18 protein-coding genes, 1 tRNA gene and 1 pseudogene are annotated in these 18628 nt (G+C 68.9%); 19 read left to right on the top strand and 1 reads right to left on the bottom strand.

What is annotated here, in order from left to right; genetic code table 11:
• Positions 1-56 precede the first annotated feature (56 nt).
• Positions 57-1256 (top strand): glycine C-acetyltransferase, encoded by a 1200-nt coding sequence (locus AB0H82_RS30625; RefSeq protein ID WP_362998452.1) that lies wholly within the window; start codon positions 57-59, stop codon positions 1254-1256.
• A 371-nt stretch (positions 1257-1627) separates the two neighbouring features.
• Positions 1628-2527, top strand: coding sequence for a LysR family transcriptional regulator (locus AB0H82_RS30620; RefSeq protein WP_362998450.1), 900 nt, complete (start codon positions 1628-1630; stop codon positions 2525-2527).
• A gap of 82 nt (positions 2528-2609) precedes the next feature.
• Here AB0H82_RS30620 and AB0H82_RS30615 read toward each other — a convergent pair whose 3' ends face one another.
• Positions 2610-3401 carry an oxidoreductase gene (locus AB0H82_RS30615; RefSeq protein WP_362998448.1) on the bottom strand — a complete coding sequence of 264 codons (792 nt, stop codon included), beginning with the start codon at positions 3399-3401 and terminating at the stop codon, positions 2610-2612.
• 208 nt (positions 3402-3609) lie between these two features.
• Between AB0H82_RS30615 and AB0H82_RS30610 the strand changes: the two genes are divergently transcribed.
• The 17 genes and pseudogenes from AB0H82_RS30610 (at position 3610) to AB0H82_RS30530 (ending at position 18617) form a co-directional block, all read left to right on the top strand.
• On the top strand, positions 3610-4173 hold the full coding sequence (locus AB0H82_RS30610; protein WP_362998446.1) for an XRE family transcriptional regulator: 564 nt from the start codon (positions 3610-3612) through the stop codon (positions 4171-4173).
• Positions 4170-4802, top strand: coding sequence for a GNAT family N-acetyltransferase (locus tag AB0H82_RS30605; protein WP_362998443.1), 633 nt, complete (start codon positions 4170-4172; stop codon positions 4800-4802). Before AB0H82_RS30610 ends, AB0H82_RS30605 begins: the two co-directional genes overlap by 4 nt.
• Before the next feature lie 193 nt (positions 4803-4995).
• Entirely contained in the window at positions 4996-6021 is a 1026-nt protein-coding gene (locus tag AB0H82_RS30600; RefSeq protein ID WP_362998441.1) for an alpha/beta hydrolase, read from the top strand.
• Positions 6022-6070: 49 nt separating this feature from the next.
• Positions 6071-6451 carry an MmcQ/YjbR family DNA-binding protein gene (locus tag AB0H82_RS30595; RefSeq protein WP_362998439.1) on the top strand — a complete coding sequence of 127 codons (381 nt, stop codon included), beginning with the start codon at positions 6071-6073 and terminating at the stop codon, positions 6449-6451.
• Between the two features lie 18 nt (positions 6452-6469).
• Positions 6470-6655 (top strand): annotated as a pseudogene (locus tag AB0H82_RS30590) (MFS transporter); the annotation flags it as partial.
• A 315-nt stretch (positions 6656-6970) separates the two neighbouring features.
• Positions 6971-7044: transfer RNA gene (locus AB0H82_RS30585), tRNA-Pro, on the top strand.
• Between the two features lie 118 nt (positions 7045-7162).
• The gene (locus AB0H82_RS30580) at positions 7163-7480 is read left to right on the top strand and encodes a hypothetical protein (protein WP_362998437.1); all 318 of its coding nucleotides are present in this window, start codon (positions 7163-7165) and stop codon (positions 7478-7480) included.
• A 506-nt stretch (positions 7481-7986) separates the two neighbouring features.
• The gene (locus AB0H82_RS30575) at positions 7987-12432 is read left to right on the top strand and encodes an ATP-binding protein (RefSeq protein ID WP_362998435.1); all 4446 of its coding nucleotides are present in this window, start codon (positions 7987-7989) and stop codon (positions 12430-12432) included.
• Positions 12433-12559: 127 nt separating this feature from the next.
• Positions 12560-13261, top strand: coding sequence for a Crp/Fnr family transcriptional regulator (locus tag AB0H82_RS30570; RefSeq protein ID WP_362998433.1), 702 nt, complete (start codon positions 12560-12562; stop codon positions 13259-13261).
• 114 nt (positions 13262-13375) lie between these two features.
• Complete coding sequence (locus tag AB0H82_RS30565; protein WP_362998431.1) at positions 13376-14164, top strand: hypothetical protein; 789 nt, start codon at positions 13376-13378, stop codon at positions 14162-14164.
• Entirely contained in the window at positions 14164-14448 is a 285-nt protein-coding gene (locus AB0H82_RS30560) for a hypothetical protein (protein WP_362998429.1), read from the top strand. Before AB0H82_RS30565 ends, AB0H82_RS30560 begins: the two co-directional genes overlap by 1 nt.
• Positions 14445-15197, top strand: coding sequence for a hypothetical protein (locus tag AB0H82_RS30555; RefSeq protein ID WP_362998427.1), 753 nt, complete (start codon positions 14445-14447; stop codon positions 15195-15197). The genes AB0H82_RS30560 and AB0H82_RS30555 overlap by 4 nt, the downstream gene beginning before the upstream one ends.
• A complete protein-coding gene (locus AB0H82_RS30550; protein ID WP_362998425.1) occupies positions 15194-15502 on the top strand; it encodes a helix-turn-helix domain-containing protein in 309 nt (102 codons plus the stop codon). The genes AB0H82_RS30555 and AB0H82_RS30550 overlap by 4 nt, the downstream gene beginning before the upstream one ends.
• Entirely contained in the window at positions 15499-16632 is a 1134-nt protein-coding gene (locus AB0H82_RS30545; protein WP_362998423.1) for a hypothetical protein, read from the top strand. Before AB0H82_RS30550 ends, AB0H82_RS30545 begins: the two co-directional genes overlap by 4 nt.
• 561 nt (positions 16633-17193) lie before the next feature.
• Positions 17194-17613 carry a hypothetical protein gene (locus AB0H82_RS30540; RefSeq protein ID WP_362998421.1) on the top strand — a complete coding sequence of 140 codons (420 nt, stop codon included), beginning with the start codon at positions 17194-17196 and terminating at the stop codon, positions 17611-17613.
• Positions 17614-17670: 57 nt separating this feature from the next.
• Positions 17671-18243, top strand: coding sequence for a phage tail protein (locus AB0H82_RS30535; protein ID WP_362998419.1), 573 nt, complete (start codon positions 17671-17673; stop codon positions 18241-18243).
• Between the two features lie 80 nt (positions 18244-18323).
• Positions 18324-18617 (top strand): hypothetical protein, encoded by a 294-nt coding sequence (locus AB0H82_RS30530; RefSeq protein WP_362998417.1) that lies wholly within the window; start codon positions 18324-18326, stop codon positions 18615-18617.
• Positions 18618-18628 lie beyond the last annotated feature (11 nt).

Here is an 18628-nt window from a genome sequence, read left to right as displayed (position 1 = left end):
CCCCCACCCTTCGCACGGCCCCCGCCCTCCCCCCTGAACTCCCGAAGGAATCACGCATGTTCGACTCCGTACGCGAAGACCTCCAGGCCACCCTCGACGAGATCGTCGCCGCGGGGCTGCACAAGCCCGAGCGCGTCATCGGCACCCCGCAGTCCGCGACGGTCGCGGTCACCGCGGGGGGACGCCCCGGCGAGGTCCTGAACTTCTGCGCGAACAACTACCTCGGCCTCGCCGACCACCCCGACGTCGTCGCCGCCGCGCACGAGGCGCTCGACCGCTGGGGCTACGGCATGGCCTCCGTCCGCTTCATCTGCGGCACGCAGGAGGTCCACAAGGAGCTGGAAGCGCGCCTCTCCGCCTTCCTCGGCCAGGAGGACACGATCCTCTACTCCTCCTGCTTCGACGCCAACGGAGGCGTCTTCGAGACGCTGCTCGGCGCGGAGGACGCGGTCATCTCCGACGCGCTCAACCACGCGTCGATCATCGACGGCATCCGCCTGTCCAAGGCGCGCCGTTTCCGTTACGCCAACCGCGACATGGCGGACCTGGAGCAGCAGCTGAAGGAGGCGTCCGAGGGCGGCGCCCGCCGGAAGCTGATCGTCACCGACGGCGTCTTCTCCATGGACGGCTACGTCGCCCCGCTCCAGGAGATCTGCGACCTCGCCGACCGGTACGACGCGATGGTCATGGTCGACGACTCGCACGCCGTCGGCTTCGTGGGCCCCGGCGGCCGCGGCACCCCCGAGCTGCACGGCGTCATGGACCGCGTCGACATCATCACGGGCACCCTGGGCAAGGCGCTCGGCGGTGCGTCGGGCGGCTATGTCGCGGCCCGCGCCGAGATCGTCGCCCTGCTGCGCCAGCGCTCGCGCCCGTACCTCTTCTCGAACACCCTCGCCCCGGTGATCGCCGCGGCCTCCCTCAAGGTCCTCGACCTCCTGGAGTCGGCGGACGACCTGCGCGAACGCCTCGCCGCGAACACGGCGCTCTTCCGCTCCCGCATGACCGAGGAGGGCTTCGACGTCCTCCCCGGCGACCACGCGATCGCCCCCGTCATGATCGGCGACGCAGCCGTGGCGGCCCGCATGGCCGAACTCCTCCTGGACCGAGGCGTCTACGTAATCGGCTTCTCCTACCCCGTGGTCCCCCAGGGCGCGGCCCGCATCCGCGTCCAACTGTCCGCAGCACACTCCACGGAGGACGTGCACCGCGCGGTGCACGCGTTCGTCGCTGCGCGGGCTGAGCTGGAGGGATAGGGTCCCGGCCCCTGTCGGGGCCCACTGCGGGGGCCGGCTGAGATGCCCGGGCGGGGGGCGAAGCCCCCGCTCAAGGGGCGCGGGGAACTGCGCGCTCAGCCCTCACCGGCGGGTGGATGCCCCTGTGCCTTCGCCCCAGCGGCGAGGAGACCCCCCCGCGCCGGGCAGGCGAGACTCCGGGCGGCGCGGAGCCGCCGCTCAGGGGCGCAGGGAACTGCGCGCCAAGCCCCCACCGGCCGGTGGATGCCCCACGCCTCCGCCCCACCGGCGAGGGGGGACGCCCACCCACCCCGGCCCGGAAACGAGCCACCCGCCCGGCGAGGGGCCGCCCCCCAAGAACGGATGAGCCCCCCGTAGGGGAGAATCAGTGCATGATCGAAGCCCGGCGCCTGCACATCCTCCGTGCCGTCGCCGACCACCGCACGGTCACGGCCGCCGCCGCCGCGCTCTACCTCACCCCCTCCGCCGTCTCCCAGCAGCTCACCGCCCTGGAGCAGGAGACGGGCCACCGCCTGGTCGAGCGTTCCGCGCGCGGCGTACGGCTGACGGCGGCGGGTGAGATCCTGCTCACGCACACCAACGCGGTCCTGGCCCAGCTGGAGCGCGCCGAGGCGGAGCTCGCCGCGTACAGCTCCGGCGAGGCCGGGACCGTGACCGTCGCGGCCTTCGCCACCGGCATCGGCCTGGTCGTCGCCCCCGCCCTGGCCCGCCTCGCCGGCTCCGCGCCCGGCATCCGGGTCCGCGTACAGGACGCGGAGGGCGACGCGAGCCTGCCGATGGTCCTCGACCGGCAGGTGGACGTCGCCGTCGCCGTCGAATACCGGGGCGCGCCGGGCGCGGACGACCCGCGGCTCACCCGCGTCCCGCTCTACGCCGAACCCTTCGACGCGGTGCTCCCGCTGGGCCACCGCCTCGCGGACGCGGAACGGGTGGCCCTGGCCGAGCTCGCGAAGGACGCGTGGATCGGCCCCTTCGTGGGCAACCCCTGCCACGACGTGGTGGTCCTCGCCTGCGAACAGGCCGGCTTCCAGCCCTTGCTGGAGCACTGGTCGGACGACTTCCGTGCGGTGGTGGCCCTCGCGTCGGCGGGCGCGGGGGTCGCCCTCGTGCCCCGCTCGGCCCTGCGGGGCATGGACGTGTCGGGGGCGGTGGTGCGCCCGGTGGAGGGCGCGGCCCCCACGCGCCGCGTCTTCGCGGCGGTCCGTTGCGGCGCCGAGGACCACCCGCTGATCCGCCCCGTGCTTGACGCCCTGGGTGACGCGGCGTCCTGAGCACCGCCACGGCTCACGTCACACGGCCTGGACGTGACGCGGCCTTGCCCTCACACCGCCTTGCCCTCACACCACCCTGCCCTCACACCGTCTTGACGGAGTTCCCGTCGATGACGTAATCCGCCCCCGTGATGCCGGCGGCGACCGGCGACCCCAAGTAGGCGATGAGCGCGGCGACTTCGCGCGCCTCCGCGAGCCTGCCGGTGACCATTCCCGCGAGGTCCGGGAGGCCGTCGAGCAACTGCTCGTGGGCCACGCCCAGGGACGCGGCGAGTTGGGCGCCGTATCCGTCGGAGCTCTCCCACATGTCCGTCCGCACGGGGCCGGGCGAGACGGTGTTGACCCGTACGCCTAGCGGCCCGAACTCCTCGGCCAGCGCCTTGCCGAACGCGGTCAGCGCGGCCTTGGCGGTGCTGTACGCGATCGGACCGGCGTGCGGTGTCCGGGCGCTGGTGGAGGAGACGTTGACGATGGCGCCGCCGCCGTCGGCGGTGAGGCGGGGCAGCGCGGCCCGTGTGGTGCGTACCGAGGCGAAGAAGTTCAGGTCGAACGCGTTGCGCCACTGCTGCTCGGTGCAGGCGAGAAAGCCGCCCGACCAGGCCGCGTCCGCGTCGCCGCCGCCGACGTTGTTGACGAGGAGGTCGAGCCCGCCGAGTTCGGCCTCGGCGCGGGCCACGAGGCGGGCGGGGCCTTCGACCGTGGACAGGTCCACGGCGACGCCGACGGCGCCGGTGGCCCTGAGCTCCGGCGTGAGCGTGCGGGCCGCCGCCACGACGCGCATGCCCTCGCCGAGCAGCGCAGACACCGTGGCCAGTCCGATGCCCCGACTCGCCCCGGTCACGAGCGCGGATTTGCCGTTCAGCCGCAGATCCATGAATGCAAGTTCCCCTTCCTCTCCATGAGTTCCCCTTCCATCCGCTCCGTGAGCCGAGGATGCCTAGGTGTCCACAAGTGGCCCATGGTGCGCCAGTAACTCAGCTTCCATCTAGGTGGTGCGTGAGGCGCGTGATGTGCGTGATGTGCGTGTCCGAGATGTGGTCCACAGTTGTCCACCGTCCCAGATTCGGGATAACGTGCCAGATATGGAACACGATGGAGTCGACGCGCGCCTCGCCGCCCGACTGGCCGAGCTGCGTGCGGAACGCGGCTGGTCCCTGGGCGAGTTGGCGGAGCTGAGCGGGATCAGCCGCTCCACCCTGTCCCGCGCCGAGCGCGCGGAGATCAGCCCCACGGCGGCCCTCCTGAACCGCCTGTGTGCCGTCTACGAACGGACCATGTCGCAGCTCCTCAGCGAGGTCGAGGCGGAGCCCGCCCAGCTGGTCCGCGCCGTCGACCAGGCGGTCTGGGCCGACGACGAGGCGGGCTTCATGCGCTGGTCCGTCTCGCCGCCCAGCACCGGCATGCGCGCCGAACTGGTCGAGGGCCGACTGCAGCCGGGCGCCGACATCGCCTACGACCGGCCGCCCGTGCCCGGCCTGGAGCAGCACATCTGGGTGCTGGAAGGCTCCTTGGAAGTCACCTTGCAGGGCGAGGCGCACACCCTGCGCGTGGGGGACTGTCTGCGCTTCCGGCTGTGGGGCGCGTCGCGGTTCCGCTGCCGGGGCGAGGAGGCCGTGCGGTACGCCCTCGTGGTGGTGAAGCCATGACCGGAGCCCCTGCGACGACGATCACGGCCACGGCCACGGCCACGACCACGACCACGGAAACGCATCTTGTACGCCTCGACGCTGCCGCGCTCCTCGACGCCTCCGACGATCTGGCGGAGCTGCTGGTCGAGACGGTACGGGGCGGTTCCTCGGTCGGCTTCCTCGCGGACCTGGACCGGGCCACCGCGGCAGCCTGGTGGCGCGGGCTCGCGCCGTCGGTAGCGGACGGAACCCTGGCCGTCTGGGCGGTCCGCGCCGAGGAGCAGGGCGCCCGGCGTGTCGCGGGCACGGTCGGCGTCGCCTTCACCGACAAGCCCAACGGCCGCCACCGCGCCGAGATCACCAAACTGATGGTGCACCCCTCCGCGCGCGGCCAGGGCCTCGCCCGCGCCCTCCTGAACGCCGCGGAGACCGCGGCGGCGGAGGCGGGTGTGACCCTCCTCGTCCTGGACACCGAGACCGGCAGCCCCGCCGAGACCGTCTACGGGAAGGCCGGCTGGACCGTGGCCGGGACGATCCCCGACTACGCGGCGGACCCGACAGGAACCCTCCACCCGACGACCCTCTTCTACAAGCGGCTAGGCGCCGACCGCGTCGACACCGAGCCGGACCACGCGGCACGTCAGTAGCTAGCGCAACGCCGCCGGATACGCGTAACTGTTCCGCGTCGCGTTCCGTAGGGAGTCAATGGGTCTGGCGGTGCCGCGGGTCTGTACGGGGTACGGAGTCACATCGGGTCGCATGACGTGTCGCGCGCGGGGGAGGCTGCCCCGAAGAGAACAAGCGACGAGAACCAGCCGCACTCCCAGGGAGCCCGCCGCAATGCCCGACCGAGCCGAAGAAGCCACAGCCACAGCCCCCGCCGCGACGCCCGACCGGGCCGAGGGCGCCACCGCCCCCGCCGCGTACACCGCGGGACTGCTCAACGCGGCGGACGGCGTGCCCGTCGCCACGTACACCTGGCTGCCCGCCGACGGCAGGCCGCGCGCGTACGTGCAGATCGCGCACGGCGCCGCCGAACACGCCCTGCGCTACGACCGCTTCGCCCGCCATCTGACCGCGCACGGCTACGGCGTGGTCGCCTCCGACCACCGCGGCCACGGTGCCACCGCGCAGGCCACGGGCGGCTACGGAGTGACGTCCGCCGGAACGGCGGGCCCGGAGGGCGCCGACAGCTGGCGCGCGATCGTCGACGACCTCAAGGCCATCGGAGACCAGGTGCGCACGCTGCACCCCGGCACCCCGTTCTTCCTTCTGGGGCACAGCCTCGGCTCGCTCCTCGCGCGGGACTACGCCCAGGAGTACGCCGACGGGCTCGCAGGGGTGATCCTCTCGGGTACGTTCCGCTCGCTGCCCGGCGCGGATATCGAGGGCTCGATCACCCGCCTGGAACGGGAGATCGCCGAGCACGGCCGCGAGGCCACCTCGTCGTACGTCCCCGACCTCTTCGCCTCGTTCAACGATCCGTACACCCACCGCACCGGCTTCGAGTGGCTCTCACGGGACGAGGCCGAGGTCGACGCCTACGTGGCCGACGAGCGCTGCGGTTTCGCCTTCTCGGCGGGGCTCTCGCTGGACTGGGTGCGCGCCGTACGGAAGATCAACGATCCGCGCAACATCGCGCGCGTGCCCACCGATCTGCCGATCCACATCGCGGTCGGCGAACAGGACCCCTGCAACCAGCGGATGACGCTGGTCCACGAACTCCTGGAGGACTACCGCTACGCAGGCATCGAGGACCTGACGTGGAAGGGCTACCCCGACGCACGCCACGAGATCCTCAACGAGACCAATCGGGACGAGGTCCAGGAGGACCTGACGGCTTGGCTGGACAAGCGGGTCCTCTGAAGGTCACGGCCGAGAGGTGACTGTCAGTGGTGTTGGCTACGGTTCTGGCATGCCGAAGTCCAGATCCCGTGCCCGCGTCACCTCCGAGGACGTGCGCCGTATCGCTCTCGCCCTGCCGGAGACGGTGGAGAAGGTCGCGTGGAGCATGCCCACGTTCCGAGTGGCGGGAAAGATGTTCGTGACGGTTCCCGACGACGAGACGTCCTTCGCCGTGCGCTGCCCGAAGGTCGAGCGCGACGAACTGGTCCTCGCCGAGCCGGACAAGTTCTGGGTCGCCGCCCACGAGGCGAGCTCGGCCTGGGTCCGCGTGCGCCTCGCGGCCCTGGACGCCGACGAACTCAAAGACATCCTGGCCGACTCCTGGCGCCAGGCCGCCCCGCCCCGACTCCTGGAAGAGCACCCGGAGTTGGGGGTGGTGTCCACGGGGTGAGCGCGTGGAGAGCGGTGTCTGCGCGCTGTGGCCAAGCTCGGGGACACCATGTTGCCGGCCGCTCTCGCCGCCGGGCTGCTGCGGCACGGGCACGGCGCGGGGGCGGTCCGGCTCGCGACGGCCGTCTGCTTCGCGAGTCTGGTGATCTTCGGTGGGTTCTTCGCCGACCGGTTCAGCACCCGCCTGCTGATGATCGCTGCGGATTGCGACCATCCACGCCTACGGCCGCCCTCTTCTCCGCCGGCAATCCGAGGCCTGGCGTGCGCCGCCGGGCCCGCACTGAGACGGCCGCACCTGATCAATCGAACAAGCGAGCGAAAGCCGCCGCCCCACCCGGCCGCCCCCGTCAGGCCGTAGGGCGTGATCCGGGTCACGCCGCAGCCGCTCCAGCAGCGACGTCAAGCGTCGCCCACCTCCCAGGGAGGCCCACGCTCGGAAAGAGGTGAGCGATCACCGGTCGGAGTGCGGTATTGTTTCGTTGCACGTTCGGCCGGGGGAAACCCCAGGTCACACGGGCAACGGGACGTGGCGCAGCTTGGTAGCGCACTTGACTGGGGGTCAAGGGGTCGCAGGTTCAAATCCTGTCGTCCCGACTGTTCGATCGATCGAACGTCGCAGGTGAGAGGCCGCTCATTGAGCGGCCTCTTTCTGTCTCCCGCGCTCCGAGCTGGGGGCTCGGGAGGAGGAGGCACGTCGACGCCGGAGCGTTCCGTGGTGGACGAAGAGCTCGACCCGGGAGGCCTTGCGTCGGTTCAGGGCATCGGCCGCCGCATCGGTCTCGCGCTGGAGAGTGCGCGGCTTTACCGGCATCAGCGACAGGTGGCCGAGACAAGAGAGTGCTGTCCGCTGCCGCAGTTGGCGGACGCCCCGCACGTCTGCGGCGACTGGTACATCGCCTTTGCCATTCCCGGAGGCGAAACGGCCCTAGGCATCGGCGACGTCGTGGGCACGATTTCCAAGCCACGGTGGGATGGCGCAGCTCCGCATGGCGACCCTGCTCCTGGCCTATCGGGCGGCCGTGGTGGGTAGGAGCCTGGACCGACACCGACCACCCCTTCTCGTACAGCACAACGGTCCGACGCGCGGCGGCCTGCTGTTGGCCCTGCTGCCCGAGCTGGCGCGCACCGACGCCCCTACACCACTGCCCCCCTTTACGCCGCTGGCCTGAATTGAGGCGAACGGGCAGTCCATAAACGCCGGCATGAAGTGCATGCGCCGCCACGCGGCCTCCCTCGCCCACCGGTCCCCTGGGCTCCTTCACCGTCCTCCTAGAGCGAGCCCGTCCGCCCGGCAACGGCGGCAACGCCCCGCTCCTCACCGTCTGTCTGCCCGATTGAGCCACCGGGGAGTGCCTCATGAGGCGTGTGACAGCTCACCAAGTGAGAGAACTCCGACGCGAGCGAGCAGCGAGCAGCTACAGCAGACAAGTTGTATGGAGTCGGGATGTCGACGCCCCTAGGTGGGGTCGGCTGTGTGCGATAGCGTCGCGCACGCGCGCGACTGACGAGGTCACCTAGGGAACGGTGAGGCGCACTGTGGCACCGCGGCCGGGAGGCGAGACGGACAAGTTCGGCAACCGCTACGAGGGGGCCTGGGCGATCAGGCATGCGCTGTACGTACTCCTGGGCACAGGAACATCGATCACCCTGGAGCCGGCCGGCCCCTTGGGCGACGGCGTCGAGTTCGTCTACCGCCATGCCGGTGGAACCGAGGTGCACCAGGTCAAGCGGCAGAACCGCAACGCGAACAGCTGGAACGTGGCCTCCCTCCGCGACAAGGGGATCTGGAGGTGCATGCGGCCCCACGTCGACGCGGGCCGCGCATTCCACTTCGTTTCCCTGGTCCCCGCCCGCTCGCTCGACGAACTCGCCGACCGAGCCCGTCGCTCCGACGACTTCGCGGGCTTCGAAGCCCAGTGGCTGACAGACGAACTCCGAGGCCCCTTCGACGCTCTCGCCGCGGCGGACGTCTACGGCTCAGCCGCGATTGCCTGGCGCATGCTGAGGGGGCTTTGGATGGAGTGGCACAACGAGCGGGACATTGTGAATGTCAACGCGGTCCTGGCCGAACAAGTCCTTACCGGTGCTTCGGGCCGTCTCGCGGCTGTCGGACTCGGGGACCTCCTGCTCGATAGTCTGGGGACCACCCTCGACGCCTCGGCCATCGCTGACCGACTGGGCCGGTACGGGTTGCGGCGAGTCAGCCGGGTGGACAGTGACGAGGCAGCCGACGCCGTAGGCAAAGCGACGGGGCGGTGGGCGACGAGCGTCGAACGCGAGCTGTTGCGGCCCGTTATCCCCCGGGAAGAAGCCGACCACCTCGTGGAGCGGGCCATGGGAGAGGCCCGGCAGCTCATCCTGCTGACCGGTGCCGCAGGCAGCGGGAAGAGCGCGGTGCTGCACCAGGCTCACACCGCCCTCGCCGAGAGGGGCACTCCGGTGCTTGCTTTCCGTCTCGACCGGCTGCTGGACCGCTTCTCGTCGACCCAGGAGCTGGGTCGGCACATAGGTCTGCCCGTGTCTCCGGTCGGTGCCCTCGGAGCAGTGGCAGCCGGGCGGCCTTGTGCGCTGATCGTGGACCAGCTCGACGCGGTCAGTATGGCATCGGGCCGTATCCCGGAAGCCTTCGACGCGGTGGCGGAGTTGCTGGGCGAGGCGGCGGCGCACCCGGCCATGCGCATGGTGTTGGTATGCCGCACGTTCGACGCTCGGAATGATGCCCGCATCCGCCAGCTCACCTCTTCGGAAAACTGCATACGCGTCGAGGTCGGGCCACTGAAGGACGCCCAGGTTGACGCAGCGATCACGAGCATGGGCCTCGATACCTCGCAAGTGGCGCCGACGCAGCGGGAGCTACTGCGGTCACCGCTGCATCTGGCCCTCCTCGCTCAGATCTCTGACCAGGAGGAAGCTCTCTCCTTCCGTACCACCCGGCAGTTCTTCGACGCCTTCTGGGAGACCAAGCGGCAAGAGTGCGTACGTGGCAGGCACTCCGTGCGCTTTCACGAGGCGGTGTCCGCTGTCGTGACGGCCATGAGCGCGCGGCAACGGCTGTCCGTGCCACTCAGTGTGTTGGACGCGGATGCCCTCGCTGAGAGTGGGAATGTGCTGGTGTCGGAGCACGTGTGTGTACGCGATGGTCGGCAGCTGGCCTTCTTTCACGAAAGCTTCTTCGACTACGCTTTCGCGCGCGACTGGCTCCGGCGCGGCGAGACGTTGGTCGCCTTCCTCACGGCCGGGGAGCAGGAACTCTTCCGCCGCGGACAGGTGCGACAGGTTCTCGACCACCTGCGGGATCAGGACCCTGAGCGATTCGTCGAAGAGGTCCAGGCGTTGCTGACCAGCCCGGAGATTCGCTATCACCTCAAGGAGGTGGTCTTGGCCGTGCTGCGTGATCTGGAGGCTCCCACCGCCGGGGAGTGGGGCGCCGTCGCGTGTGTGCTGGCCACCCGCCCCGCATATCAGTCGCAGCTCGTGAACGCAGTCAGCAACGCCGAATGGTTCCGTTGCGCGGATGACGCGGCAGTCATTGATGACTGGCTGGTCAGCGCCGATGAAAGGGAACACGACTGGGCGGTGCGCATGATGGCCGCGGCTGCCAACGACTGTGCCGACCGGGTGGCCCGCCTCCTTGAACCGCACACCGCGGATCCCCGGTACGGGTCCTGGTTGGCTTGGATCGTTCGTTTCGCCCGTCTCGCCGGCAGCCGGGACCTCTTCGACCTCCTGCTCGATGGCGTGAGAGCTGGCCATTTCACGGACCGTATGCACAGCCTCTGGACCTCAGCGAGGGACTTGCCGGCTGAGAAGCCCGCATGGGGTGTCGAGTTGATCGGTGCGATGGTGGGAGAACCCCCGGACGCTCTCCGACTCGCTGACGACGGCAGGGTCGCCGTCCTGTTGGACCGGGATCACTCGGCACTCCAGGTCGTCGCGGCTGCCGCACAGGGAGCTCCTGAGGAGTTCTGCGCCCGGGTCCTGCCCATCCTGCTGGACGTCATGAACGCGACCGCTCACCCGCCGCGGGCAGGTTGTCCGGTCTATGACAAGCACTTCACCTTCCGGTATCCCGACGACGAACCCAGTGACCTGGGCGACGCCTTGTTCCAGGGAGCGGCTCGTGCACTGAGGACTGTGGCGGCCCGAGACGCCACTCGTGTGCGAGAGCTCGTGGAAGGACTCGCGAGCGTGCCGTACGAGGCGGCGCAGTGGCTTCTGTATCAAGCGCTGACCGAGGCGGGGCCCGCCCTCGCACCATGGTCCGCCGAGATCCTGCTGCAAGGCAGACACCGTCTCCTGTCCGGCTATGGGTGCGATGTGAGCTGGGGCGCGCGTGAACTCCTTCGCGCCGTTGGGGACGCCCTGCCTGACGACAGCTTTGCGCGGCTGGAGGAAGCGCTCCTCTACCTGCGCCTCCCACCGGACGAGGAATTCTCACCCTGGCACGAATTCGCGCTGCTGACAGCGCTTCCCGAAGAGCGACTCTCCGAACAGGCGACGCGTCGGATAGGTGAGCTCCGCAGACGTCACAACGGCATGCGGGAGCCGGATGAGCCACGCGGGATGACGAGCGGGTTCATCGGATCGCCCATCCCACCGGAAGCGACCCAGCACATGAACGACGATCAGTGGCTGGGTGCCATGAGGAAGCACCACCAGGACCGTACTGACTGGACGACCTTCACAGGCGGAGCCAGAGAGCTGTCCCACCTGCTGCAGAGCATGACGGCGACGGACCCCGGCCGGTTCGCGCGCCTCGCTTTGCGCATGGAGCGCAATACACATCCCGCCTACGGGGCCGCGCTGCTCCTCGGCCTCGGGGACGCGGAGCCGTACGACGATCCGGACACCGTCTTCAAGGCGGTTCGCCATGTCGCGGGACACAGCAGAACCGAGACCGACCGCTGGGTGGGGTGGGCGGTGCGAAAGTACCTCACTACTGTGCCTCTCGATCTGGTGGAGACATTGCTGAGCCTCGCTCTCGGCTCTGACGAAGCCGGTGATACGGCGTGCGAGGACGAAGGAGACGTGCAGCGTGATCTGCTCGCTGCAGGGATCAACACCGTGCGCGGCAGCGCGGCCGAGGTCCTGGGTGACCTGCTGATCCACGATGCGGACGGTTCCCGGGCCGCGCTGGTCACACCTCGCCTAAGCCGGCTGGCTGCCGATCCCTCCCTCGCTGTCCGGGCGTGTGTGGCGCACAAGCTGCACGCCGCGATGCGCCACGACCGACCTGCGGTGGGCCATGCCTTCACCGTGCTCATCGAGGCCCACGACCAACTTCTGGCCACGCCGTCCGTTCGCCGCCTGTTCGTGGCCCTGTGCCATGGGAACCCACAGGCCGGCAGACCGCTGATGGAAAGGATGCTGTACTCCCCGGTGGCAGCAGCACGTCGGGTCGGTGGGCAGGTCGCCGCACTGGCAGCCATGGAGTGGGAGATGACGGACCTGCTGGCCGAGGTGCTTGCCGGACATGATGGAGCACAGCGGCAGGGTGCTGCCGACGTGTGTGCGCAGCGCCTCACAAACACTGGCGACGCGGCCCTGGCCCATCACGCACTCGTCCGGTTCTTCCACGACCCGGAGGAGGGTGTGCGGGAAGCTGCCGCCGCTGTTGCCGTCGCGCTTAGAGGCCAGCGCCTAGGGCACGTCCGCGGAACGATTACCGCGCTGGTGGAGTCACGGGCCTTCGAGCCCGCCCTGCCCCAATTGCTGATCACTCTGGAACATGCCCCTGACCGGGTCGACGACCTAGTACTGACATGTGTACGGCGATTTCTCACGATATTCGGTGCAGCCTCCGCCGACGTGACGACCGGCGCGGCGGCCGATGCCTACCACATCGGGAACCTACTGGTCCGTGCCAATGCCCAAGCCGCATCGGCCGCGCGTCGCTCCGAGATCCTTGACGTGGTGGATCAGTTGCTGCTCGTGGGGGCCTACGGAGTGGCGGAGGCGATTAGAGGCGCCGACCGGCGCTGAGTTCTCCGCGACGAGAACAGTGTGTGCTCCGGCTGTGCGCCGTGGCGCGCCCTGGCGTGCGTTCGACGCACTGGTGGGCCGAACGGAAACGCGTACCGGCAGGGTTGCGAAGTGCTCTGCTGTGTACATGATGCACAGCTCGAGCAACGGTGATCGCTCACCGTTCGGCGACTCCCTCTCGGATGAGGCACGCACGGCCTTCGCACGCCTCGGCAGTCGGCGCCGGTATGCCGTGGGGGACGTACTGATCAATGAAGGCGATTACGCACAGGAGTTGCTGGTGCTCCACGAGGGGCTAGTGAAGGTGACGGCCCAGTTGGACAACGACTGTGAGTCGCTCATGGACATCAGAGTCGCCGGGGAGGTCGTGGGAGAGGTGGCGGCGATGGATCTCGGGCCGAGATCGGCCACGGTCACTGCCTGCGGCGACGTGGTCGCCACCGTCATCCCGAGGCACGAACTGATGCCCTTCCTCACCGCCAACCCCGAGACGGTATTGGCTCTCAACCGGATGCTATGCCGTCGACTGCGTCGGTCCGACCGCTGGCGCCTGGAGTTTGGCAGCTATCCGGTTCTGATCCGACTGGCCCGCGTACTCGTCGAACTGGCGGTGTCGTACGGGCAGCCAGACCGGAACGCAGTGCGCATCGGCGTGAACTTGTCCCAGTCCGAGTATGCGGCCCTAACAGGCTCCAGAACGAACACCGTACACAAGATGTTCACGCGACTCCGAAAGGACGAAATCGTCAGGACCGGCGAACGGTACACCTGCATACGGGACTTGGACCGTCTACGCCAGGTGGCCAAGTTGCACGCGCCGGACACCTAGGACCACGACTGTCAAGAAAGCCGCCTTAATGCGGAAAGTTGGACAGCTTCTTTCCCATCCGCGCAGAGTTGGCGTGCACCGCACCTAACAAGTCCCGGAAGGTGATGAGTTGTCGTGAACAAACCCACCTCTCCCCGTCCGCCAGAGGCCATTCCACAGCGTCGGCTGTGCCTCGCGGCAGACCTGGAGCAGTACAGCCGCCTCGACACCCGAACGCAGTCGATGGTTCAGTCCGACCTGGTGCGGCTTCTGGACGAGGCGGCGACACTGACCGGCCTCGACCGGACCGCCTGGGCCCGCCAACCGCAGGGTGATCAGGAGTTCGCGGTTCTCCCCGAAGCAACGCCGGAAGCCGCCGTTCTTGGTCCGTTCGTCCACCACCTGGCAGCCTGCCTCGGTGCCCGCAACACCCGCCCGCCCACCCCGCGGGTCAGGATACGGCTGGCCGTCGACACCGGCGTCGCCACTGATGCTGCTCTCGGCCACGCTGGTCCCGCGCCGGTCGCCGTGGCGCGCTACGTGAACGCACCGCAGCTCAAGGTTGTACTGTCCGCCATCCCCGCAGCAGATCTCGCCGTCATCGTGTCGGATCGGCTGTACCAGGACGTCGTGCGGTCCGGGCATCCCGGCCTCGACGCGGCGCAGTACGTCCGGGCCCATGTGCGGGTGAAGGAGTTCGGCGGTTACGGCTGGATCCTAGTGCCCGGCCACGCGCCGGACCAAGTGCGGCTGTCCATCGAGGACGTGCACAGGCCACTACCGTCGCCGGACGCCTCCGTCACCAGCCGTACGACGCTTTCCCAGCACGTCCGCCAGGGCGTCGCCATCGGTCGGGACGTCAGCGGCGGCCTGAATGTGGGACTGCCTGCGCCCCCTACGGTGGCCGGCCCCTGGCGCGTCTGATGACGGCCCTGTACAAGGCCGAGCTCCGGTTCAAAGGAAATGCCAGCCAGTGGTTGGACTACGGAGTAAACGTCGGCCACACCGTGAATGGTGACATCCACATCCATCCACCCGCCTCTGCGGACGGACCGCTCCGGTTCCGGCCCCGGGCGGCGAACCCGATCTCGGCGACGCGCTACATAGAGGTGCGCTCGGCGCTGGCCGCTCTGACGGGTGCCTGCGAGCGAGCTGCGGCGGCGCTGTCGTCAGCCCGCTGGACAGAGGCCGAAAAGGAGGAGCGATGACATGGACTGACCCCGAAGGCGCGTTCGCACTGATCGGTAAGAGCCTTGGCGCAGCGCCCGGCGGTGCGTGGCTGTCCCTTACGGCAGGCGTCGACTGTCCGGTACGACTGTCTCCCGAAGAGTGCAGGAACGCCCTGTACGGGCCGCGACGTGATGAGACGCTGCGGACAGCAATCTGGCAACAGGCGGTCACCGAGGCAAGGCGCGAGCCGCGGGACGGCGACGGCGCGGGACGGCTGCTCGTCGTCTGGTTGACGATTCCCGGCCTGTACCGGAACCTGCACCGGATCCAGCGGCGGTTGCGGGTCGAACGCGCCGACCTCGAGGCGGAAGCTGTCCTGGCTGTATTCACCGCCCTCGATAAGGAGGACCCGGACTGCCCGGACGCCGGTGGCCGCATGATCAAAGAGGCCGTAAACCAGATGTGGGCCTACGCCAACCGCGTCGCGCGGGAGGTGCCCGTCGCGGACATCACCGCCTTTGCCGAAGCCCGAAATGCCCTGGGCCCACCGGAAGGAAGGCCGCGGTCGGCCGACGGCTGGGAACTGCACCTCACGCCACCGCCCCGCCGCGACGGGCTGGCCGCGACGCTCCGCTTCACTGAGTCGCGCACCCAGAGGGAAGGGGAGCGGATCGGAGCGCTCGCGCACTGCGCGGGCCTGCCCGACGTGGTCTTTCGGGCCCGCCGCCACAAGGAGACCGAACTCGTCGGCACACTGGTGCTGCGCCCCGCGGGGGCCCGGCTGTGAGCGCGCGGTCCGGAGCGCCCCTGAGCTTCGCAGAGGCCTTCGACCTGCCCTTGAGCGTCGACCTGCGTACGGCTGCCCGTGCCTACGGAATCTGCCCTGGTACGGCGTACAAGCTGATCCGCCTTGGTACCTTCCCCTGCCCCGTGCTGCGTGTCGGAGGGTGCTACCGCATCCCGACCGCGTACCTGTTGCGCTCCCTCGGCATTGAGGAGCGGCCGGTGTACGCCGTCGACCTGGAAGCCGGTGCAGCGAACGCCGCCCGGTTCGATGACACCCATCCACGTGAGATGGAGGACCCCGCATGATCGCGCGACAAGTTCGGCCGGAGGCCGACAGGCCACAGAGGTGTTTCGTCGTCGGCCCCATCGGCGATCCGTATGCCGCGCACGGCAGCCCCGAGCGTGAGGCGTACGAGCACCATCTCGGGATCTTCGAGCAGGTGATCGCTCCGGCCTGCGAGAAGTACGAGATCACCGCCGTGCGCGCGGACGGCATCGCGCACGCCGGGGATATCAACGAACAGATCTGTCGGCACGTCATCGAGTCCGACCTGGTCATTGCGGACGTCAGCGGCGGCAACCCCAACGTGATGTACGAGCTGGGACTGCGTCATATTACGGGCAAGCCGACAATCCACATCGGGGAGGCCGGACGGCTGCCTTTCGACATTGCGTCGATCAGGACCATCCGCTACCAGCGGGCGCGCAGCCACCTGGTTGGCGCGCGTAGGGAGATCGAGGGCGCTCTGGAAGTGGGGCTTCGGGACGGATTCGAACTCCTCACACCCGCACGGGTCCTGCGGGGACTCCAGACCGTCACCGAACCGTCATCCTCCGCGCAGAGCGGGAATGTCGAGAACGTGAACGACGAGGACCCGCCCGGACTGCTCGACAACTTCGCCGCGATTGAAGACGGGCTGGGCGAGATGGACTCCGAAATCGAAGCGATCACGAAGACGATGGAGACGATCGGAGCGCTGACCGGACGAGCCAACGCCGAGGTGGCCGATCTCACCGAGGCGAACGCGCCCGCGAGCGCGCACCTCGCGGCTGTGCTCCGGTACGCGAAGTCGCTCAGTACGCCCGCTGGGGAGTTGGACAAGGTTGCCGCGGTGTTCGCGGAGCGGATGGCTACCCTGGACAGTGGGGTGAGAGCCGCGTTGGGTCTCGTCGAGGTGACTCCGCCGGATAAGCGTGGCGAGGGAGCGAAAGAGTTCCTGGAACAGCTTATGGACCTGGACGAGTCCGCTCAGACGTGCCTGTCGCAGATCACCTTCTTTGGTGAGTCCGCGGGCGGCATGCTTCGTGTGAGCCGACACCTACGCGAGCCCGTTAAGGACATCTCCGCCGCGGTGAAACGGATGGCCTCCGCCATCGCGTGCATGGGGGAGTGGGCGGGCAAGGCCCGCGTGCTGGCGCAGGGCACTGCCGAGTGAGGCGCCCCGACAGGAACCCGGGCCCTTGAGGCCCGGGTTCCTGTCTCGCGTCTAGAGGACACATGCAGCGGCTGGCGCCAGCGCACCATTGCAGGATGGTGTGCCGGTAGCCGGGTTGTCGCTCTTGGACGATCACTGCTCGATATCGTCGAAGAGGCTGCGATGTGCCCCCTGTACCGTCTGTACCGTTGGTCACTGGCTGTTGGTGGACGCATCGAGGTAACGACCGCTCAACGGCCATAGCCCTGCTCGAATTGATGAGGCGGACCGCACGGGTTTGGTACCAGTGAGGTAAATTCGAGCCCCCGCTGGCCTCTGTGTCCTCGTGTCGAGGAATCTGTGCGGCGCCACATCAGGGGTAGCTGACACGTGCAGAGGTGGCTCAGGCGCGCAGGCGGCTCGCGCATGCGGAGGCCTTTGCTCCTCAACTGGCCCGTATAACACCCCAGTTGACGGAGCATCACATTTACCTACACAGTCCCCGCGTTGGCTTGCAGGCGCATTGCACCCACCCCGCACGGGGGTCACAATGGCGGTCCCGGACCACGCAAGGAGTTGCGCGTGAGTGATCCGCCCATCGTGTTCCCGGATGTGGAACGCCTTGTCGTCGACCATCTCAAGAGCCGTCCCGAGCTGGCTGGAGTCATTGTCGACAACCGCACGCCGCCGGGTTTCGACGGCACCCAGAAGGCCGTCCTGGTGTCCCGGGCGGGCGGAGCGTGGGTCGACGATCAGCACCTCGACCAGCCCCTGATCGACCTGGAGGTCTACGGTCCCGACAAGCCGACCGCGCACACGGTGGCCACCGCGGCCCGTACGGCACTGCTGACCGTGCGCGGCACCACGTACGGCGGTGCCCGCGTCACCGATGTCGTCGAGGCGGACGGGCCGCGCTGGCTGCCCGACTACAACCGGCAGGCGGCCAGCCGCTATCTGTCCACCACCCGGCTCTCGATCCGCCCGGCCCTACCGAGCCCGTAGGCCGTAGCCCGTACGCGTGCGAGGTCGGCGCGCCCTGAGCAGTCCGAAGGAGTCCGCATGCCCGGAATGAACCCGAACGAGATCCGTGTCGCCGGCACGGGGCGCATCCTCACCGCCCCGCTCGGTACGCGGCCGCCCGTCGATCTGACCGGAGACTGGGTCGCCCCCTGGCGCGACCTGGGCTACACCAGCACCGACGGCATCCGCTTCAACAAGAAGGACAAGATCGACCCGGTGGACACCTGGCAGTCCGTCAGCCCGGCCCGGTTCGTGTACTCCGACCGGGACCTGACCGTGAAGTTCGCGCTGCTCCAGCTCAATGAGGACACTCTGCCGTTCTTCTTCGGTGGAGACGTGGTCAAGGAGACCGCGGAGGGGTCCAAGCTCTACATGTACCAGGTCGCGTCCGAGCCCAAGAAGGACGAGCGGATGCTCGGCGTGGAGTTCGCGGACGGCGATGCCATCAAGTACCGCTTCACCATCGCGCGCGGCCAGGTCACCGAGACCGAGGAGTTCCAGCTCACCCGTACCGCGTCGGTCAAGCTCGGCATCACCTTCACCGCCCTCTCGGTGGACAACGCCGCGCCTCTCGCGACCTGGCTCACGAACGACCCCGCGTTCGCGAAGTAGAAGCAGAAGTAGAGGTAGAGAAGGCAGAGGTGGCCGGGGCGGTCGCCCGCCAGCCCCTCACCCATCGACCCAGGAGTCCCATGTCCGCGCCTTTCAATGTCAACGCCGCCCGCGCCCAGCGGCTCGAATCGCTGGGGCTGAACTGGGAGTTCGAGGTGGACGGCGAGACGTTCTCGCTGCCCACCGAGATTCCGCGCCGCTCCGCCCAGGCTCTCTCCTCCCTGGATGACAACGACCTGGACGGGCTGCTCGCCCTGTTGCTCGGCGACGAGCAGTACAAGCGGTTCGCCGAGCACGAGGTCAGCGTCCAGGACGTGGCCGCCGTACTGAACGCCTACGGCGAGGCGACCGGGCTGAGCATGGGGGAAGGCTGAGCCTCGGCGCG

This window comes from Streptomyces sp. NPDC050732, from assembly GCF_040654255.1.
Taxonomy (GTDB): Bacteria; Actinomycetota; Actinomycetes; order Streptomycetales; family Streptomycetaceae; genus Streptomyces.
This window is presented reverse-complemented; position numbering and strand designations above follow the sequence as displayed.

Excerpts from the sequence above, each read along its gene's own strand:
- AB0H82_RS30570 (WP_362998433.1), top strand. The coding sequence starts at position 12,560 with ATGATGCACAGCTCGAGCAACGGTGATCGCTCACCGTTCGGCGACTCC.
- AB0H82_RS30530 (WP_362998417.1), top strand. The coding sequence starts at position 18,324 with ATGTCCGCGCCTTTCAATGTCAACGCCGCCCGCGCCCAGCGGCTCGAA.
- AB0H82_RS30620 (WP_362998450.1), top strand. The coding sequence starts at position 1,628 with ATGATCGAAGCCCGGCGCCTGCACATCCTCCGTGCCGTCGCCGACCAC.
- AB0H82_RS30545 (WP_362998423.1), top strand. The coding sequence starts at position 15,499 with ATGATCGCGCGACAAGTTCGGCCGGAGGCCGACAGGCCACAGAGGTGT.
- AB0H82_RS30560 (WP_362998429.1), top strand. The coding sequence starts at position 14,164 with ATGACGGCCCTGTACAAGGCCGAGCTCCGGTTCAAAGGAAATGCCAGC.
- AB0H82_RS30535 (WP_362998419.1), top strand. The coding sequence starts at position 17,671 with ATGCCCGGAATGAACCCGAACGAGATCCGTGTCGCCGGCACGGGGCGC.
- AB0H82_RS30605 (WP_362998443.1), top strand. The coding sequence starts at position 4,170 with ATGACCGGAGCCCCTGCGACGACGATCACGGCCACGGCCACGGCCACG.
- AB0H82_RS30600 (WP_362998441.1), top strand. The coding sequence starts at position 4,996 with ATGCCCGACCGAGCCGAAGAAGCCACAGCCACAGCCCCCGCCGCGACG.
- AB0H82_RS30610 (WP_362998446.1), top strand. The coding sequence starts at position 3,610 with ATGGAACACGATGGAGTCGACGCGCGCCTCGCCGCCCGACTGGCCGAG.
- AB0H82_RS30555 (WP_362998427.1), top strand. The coding sequence starts at position 14,445 with ATGACATGGACTGACCCCGAAGGCGCGTTCGCACTGATCGGTAAGAGC.
- AB0H82_RS30595 (WP_362998439.1), top strand. The coding sequence starts at position 6,071 with ATGCCGAAGTCCAGATCCCGTGCCCGCGTCACCTCCGAGGACGTGCGC.
- AB0H82_RS30615 (WP_362998448.1), bottom strand. The coding sequence starts at position 3,401 with ATGGATCTGCGGCTGAACGGCAAATCCGCGCTCGTGACCGGGGCGAGT.
- AB0H82_RS30625 (WP_362998452.1), top strand. The coding sequence starts at position 57 with ATGTTCGACTCCGTACGCGAAGACCTCCAGGCCACCCTCGACGAGATC.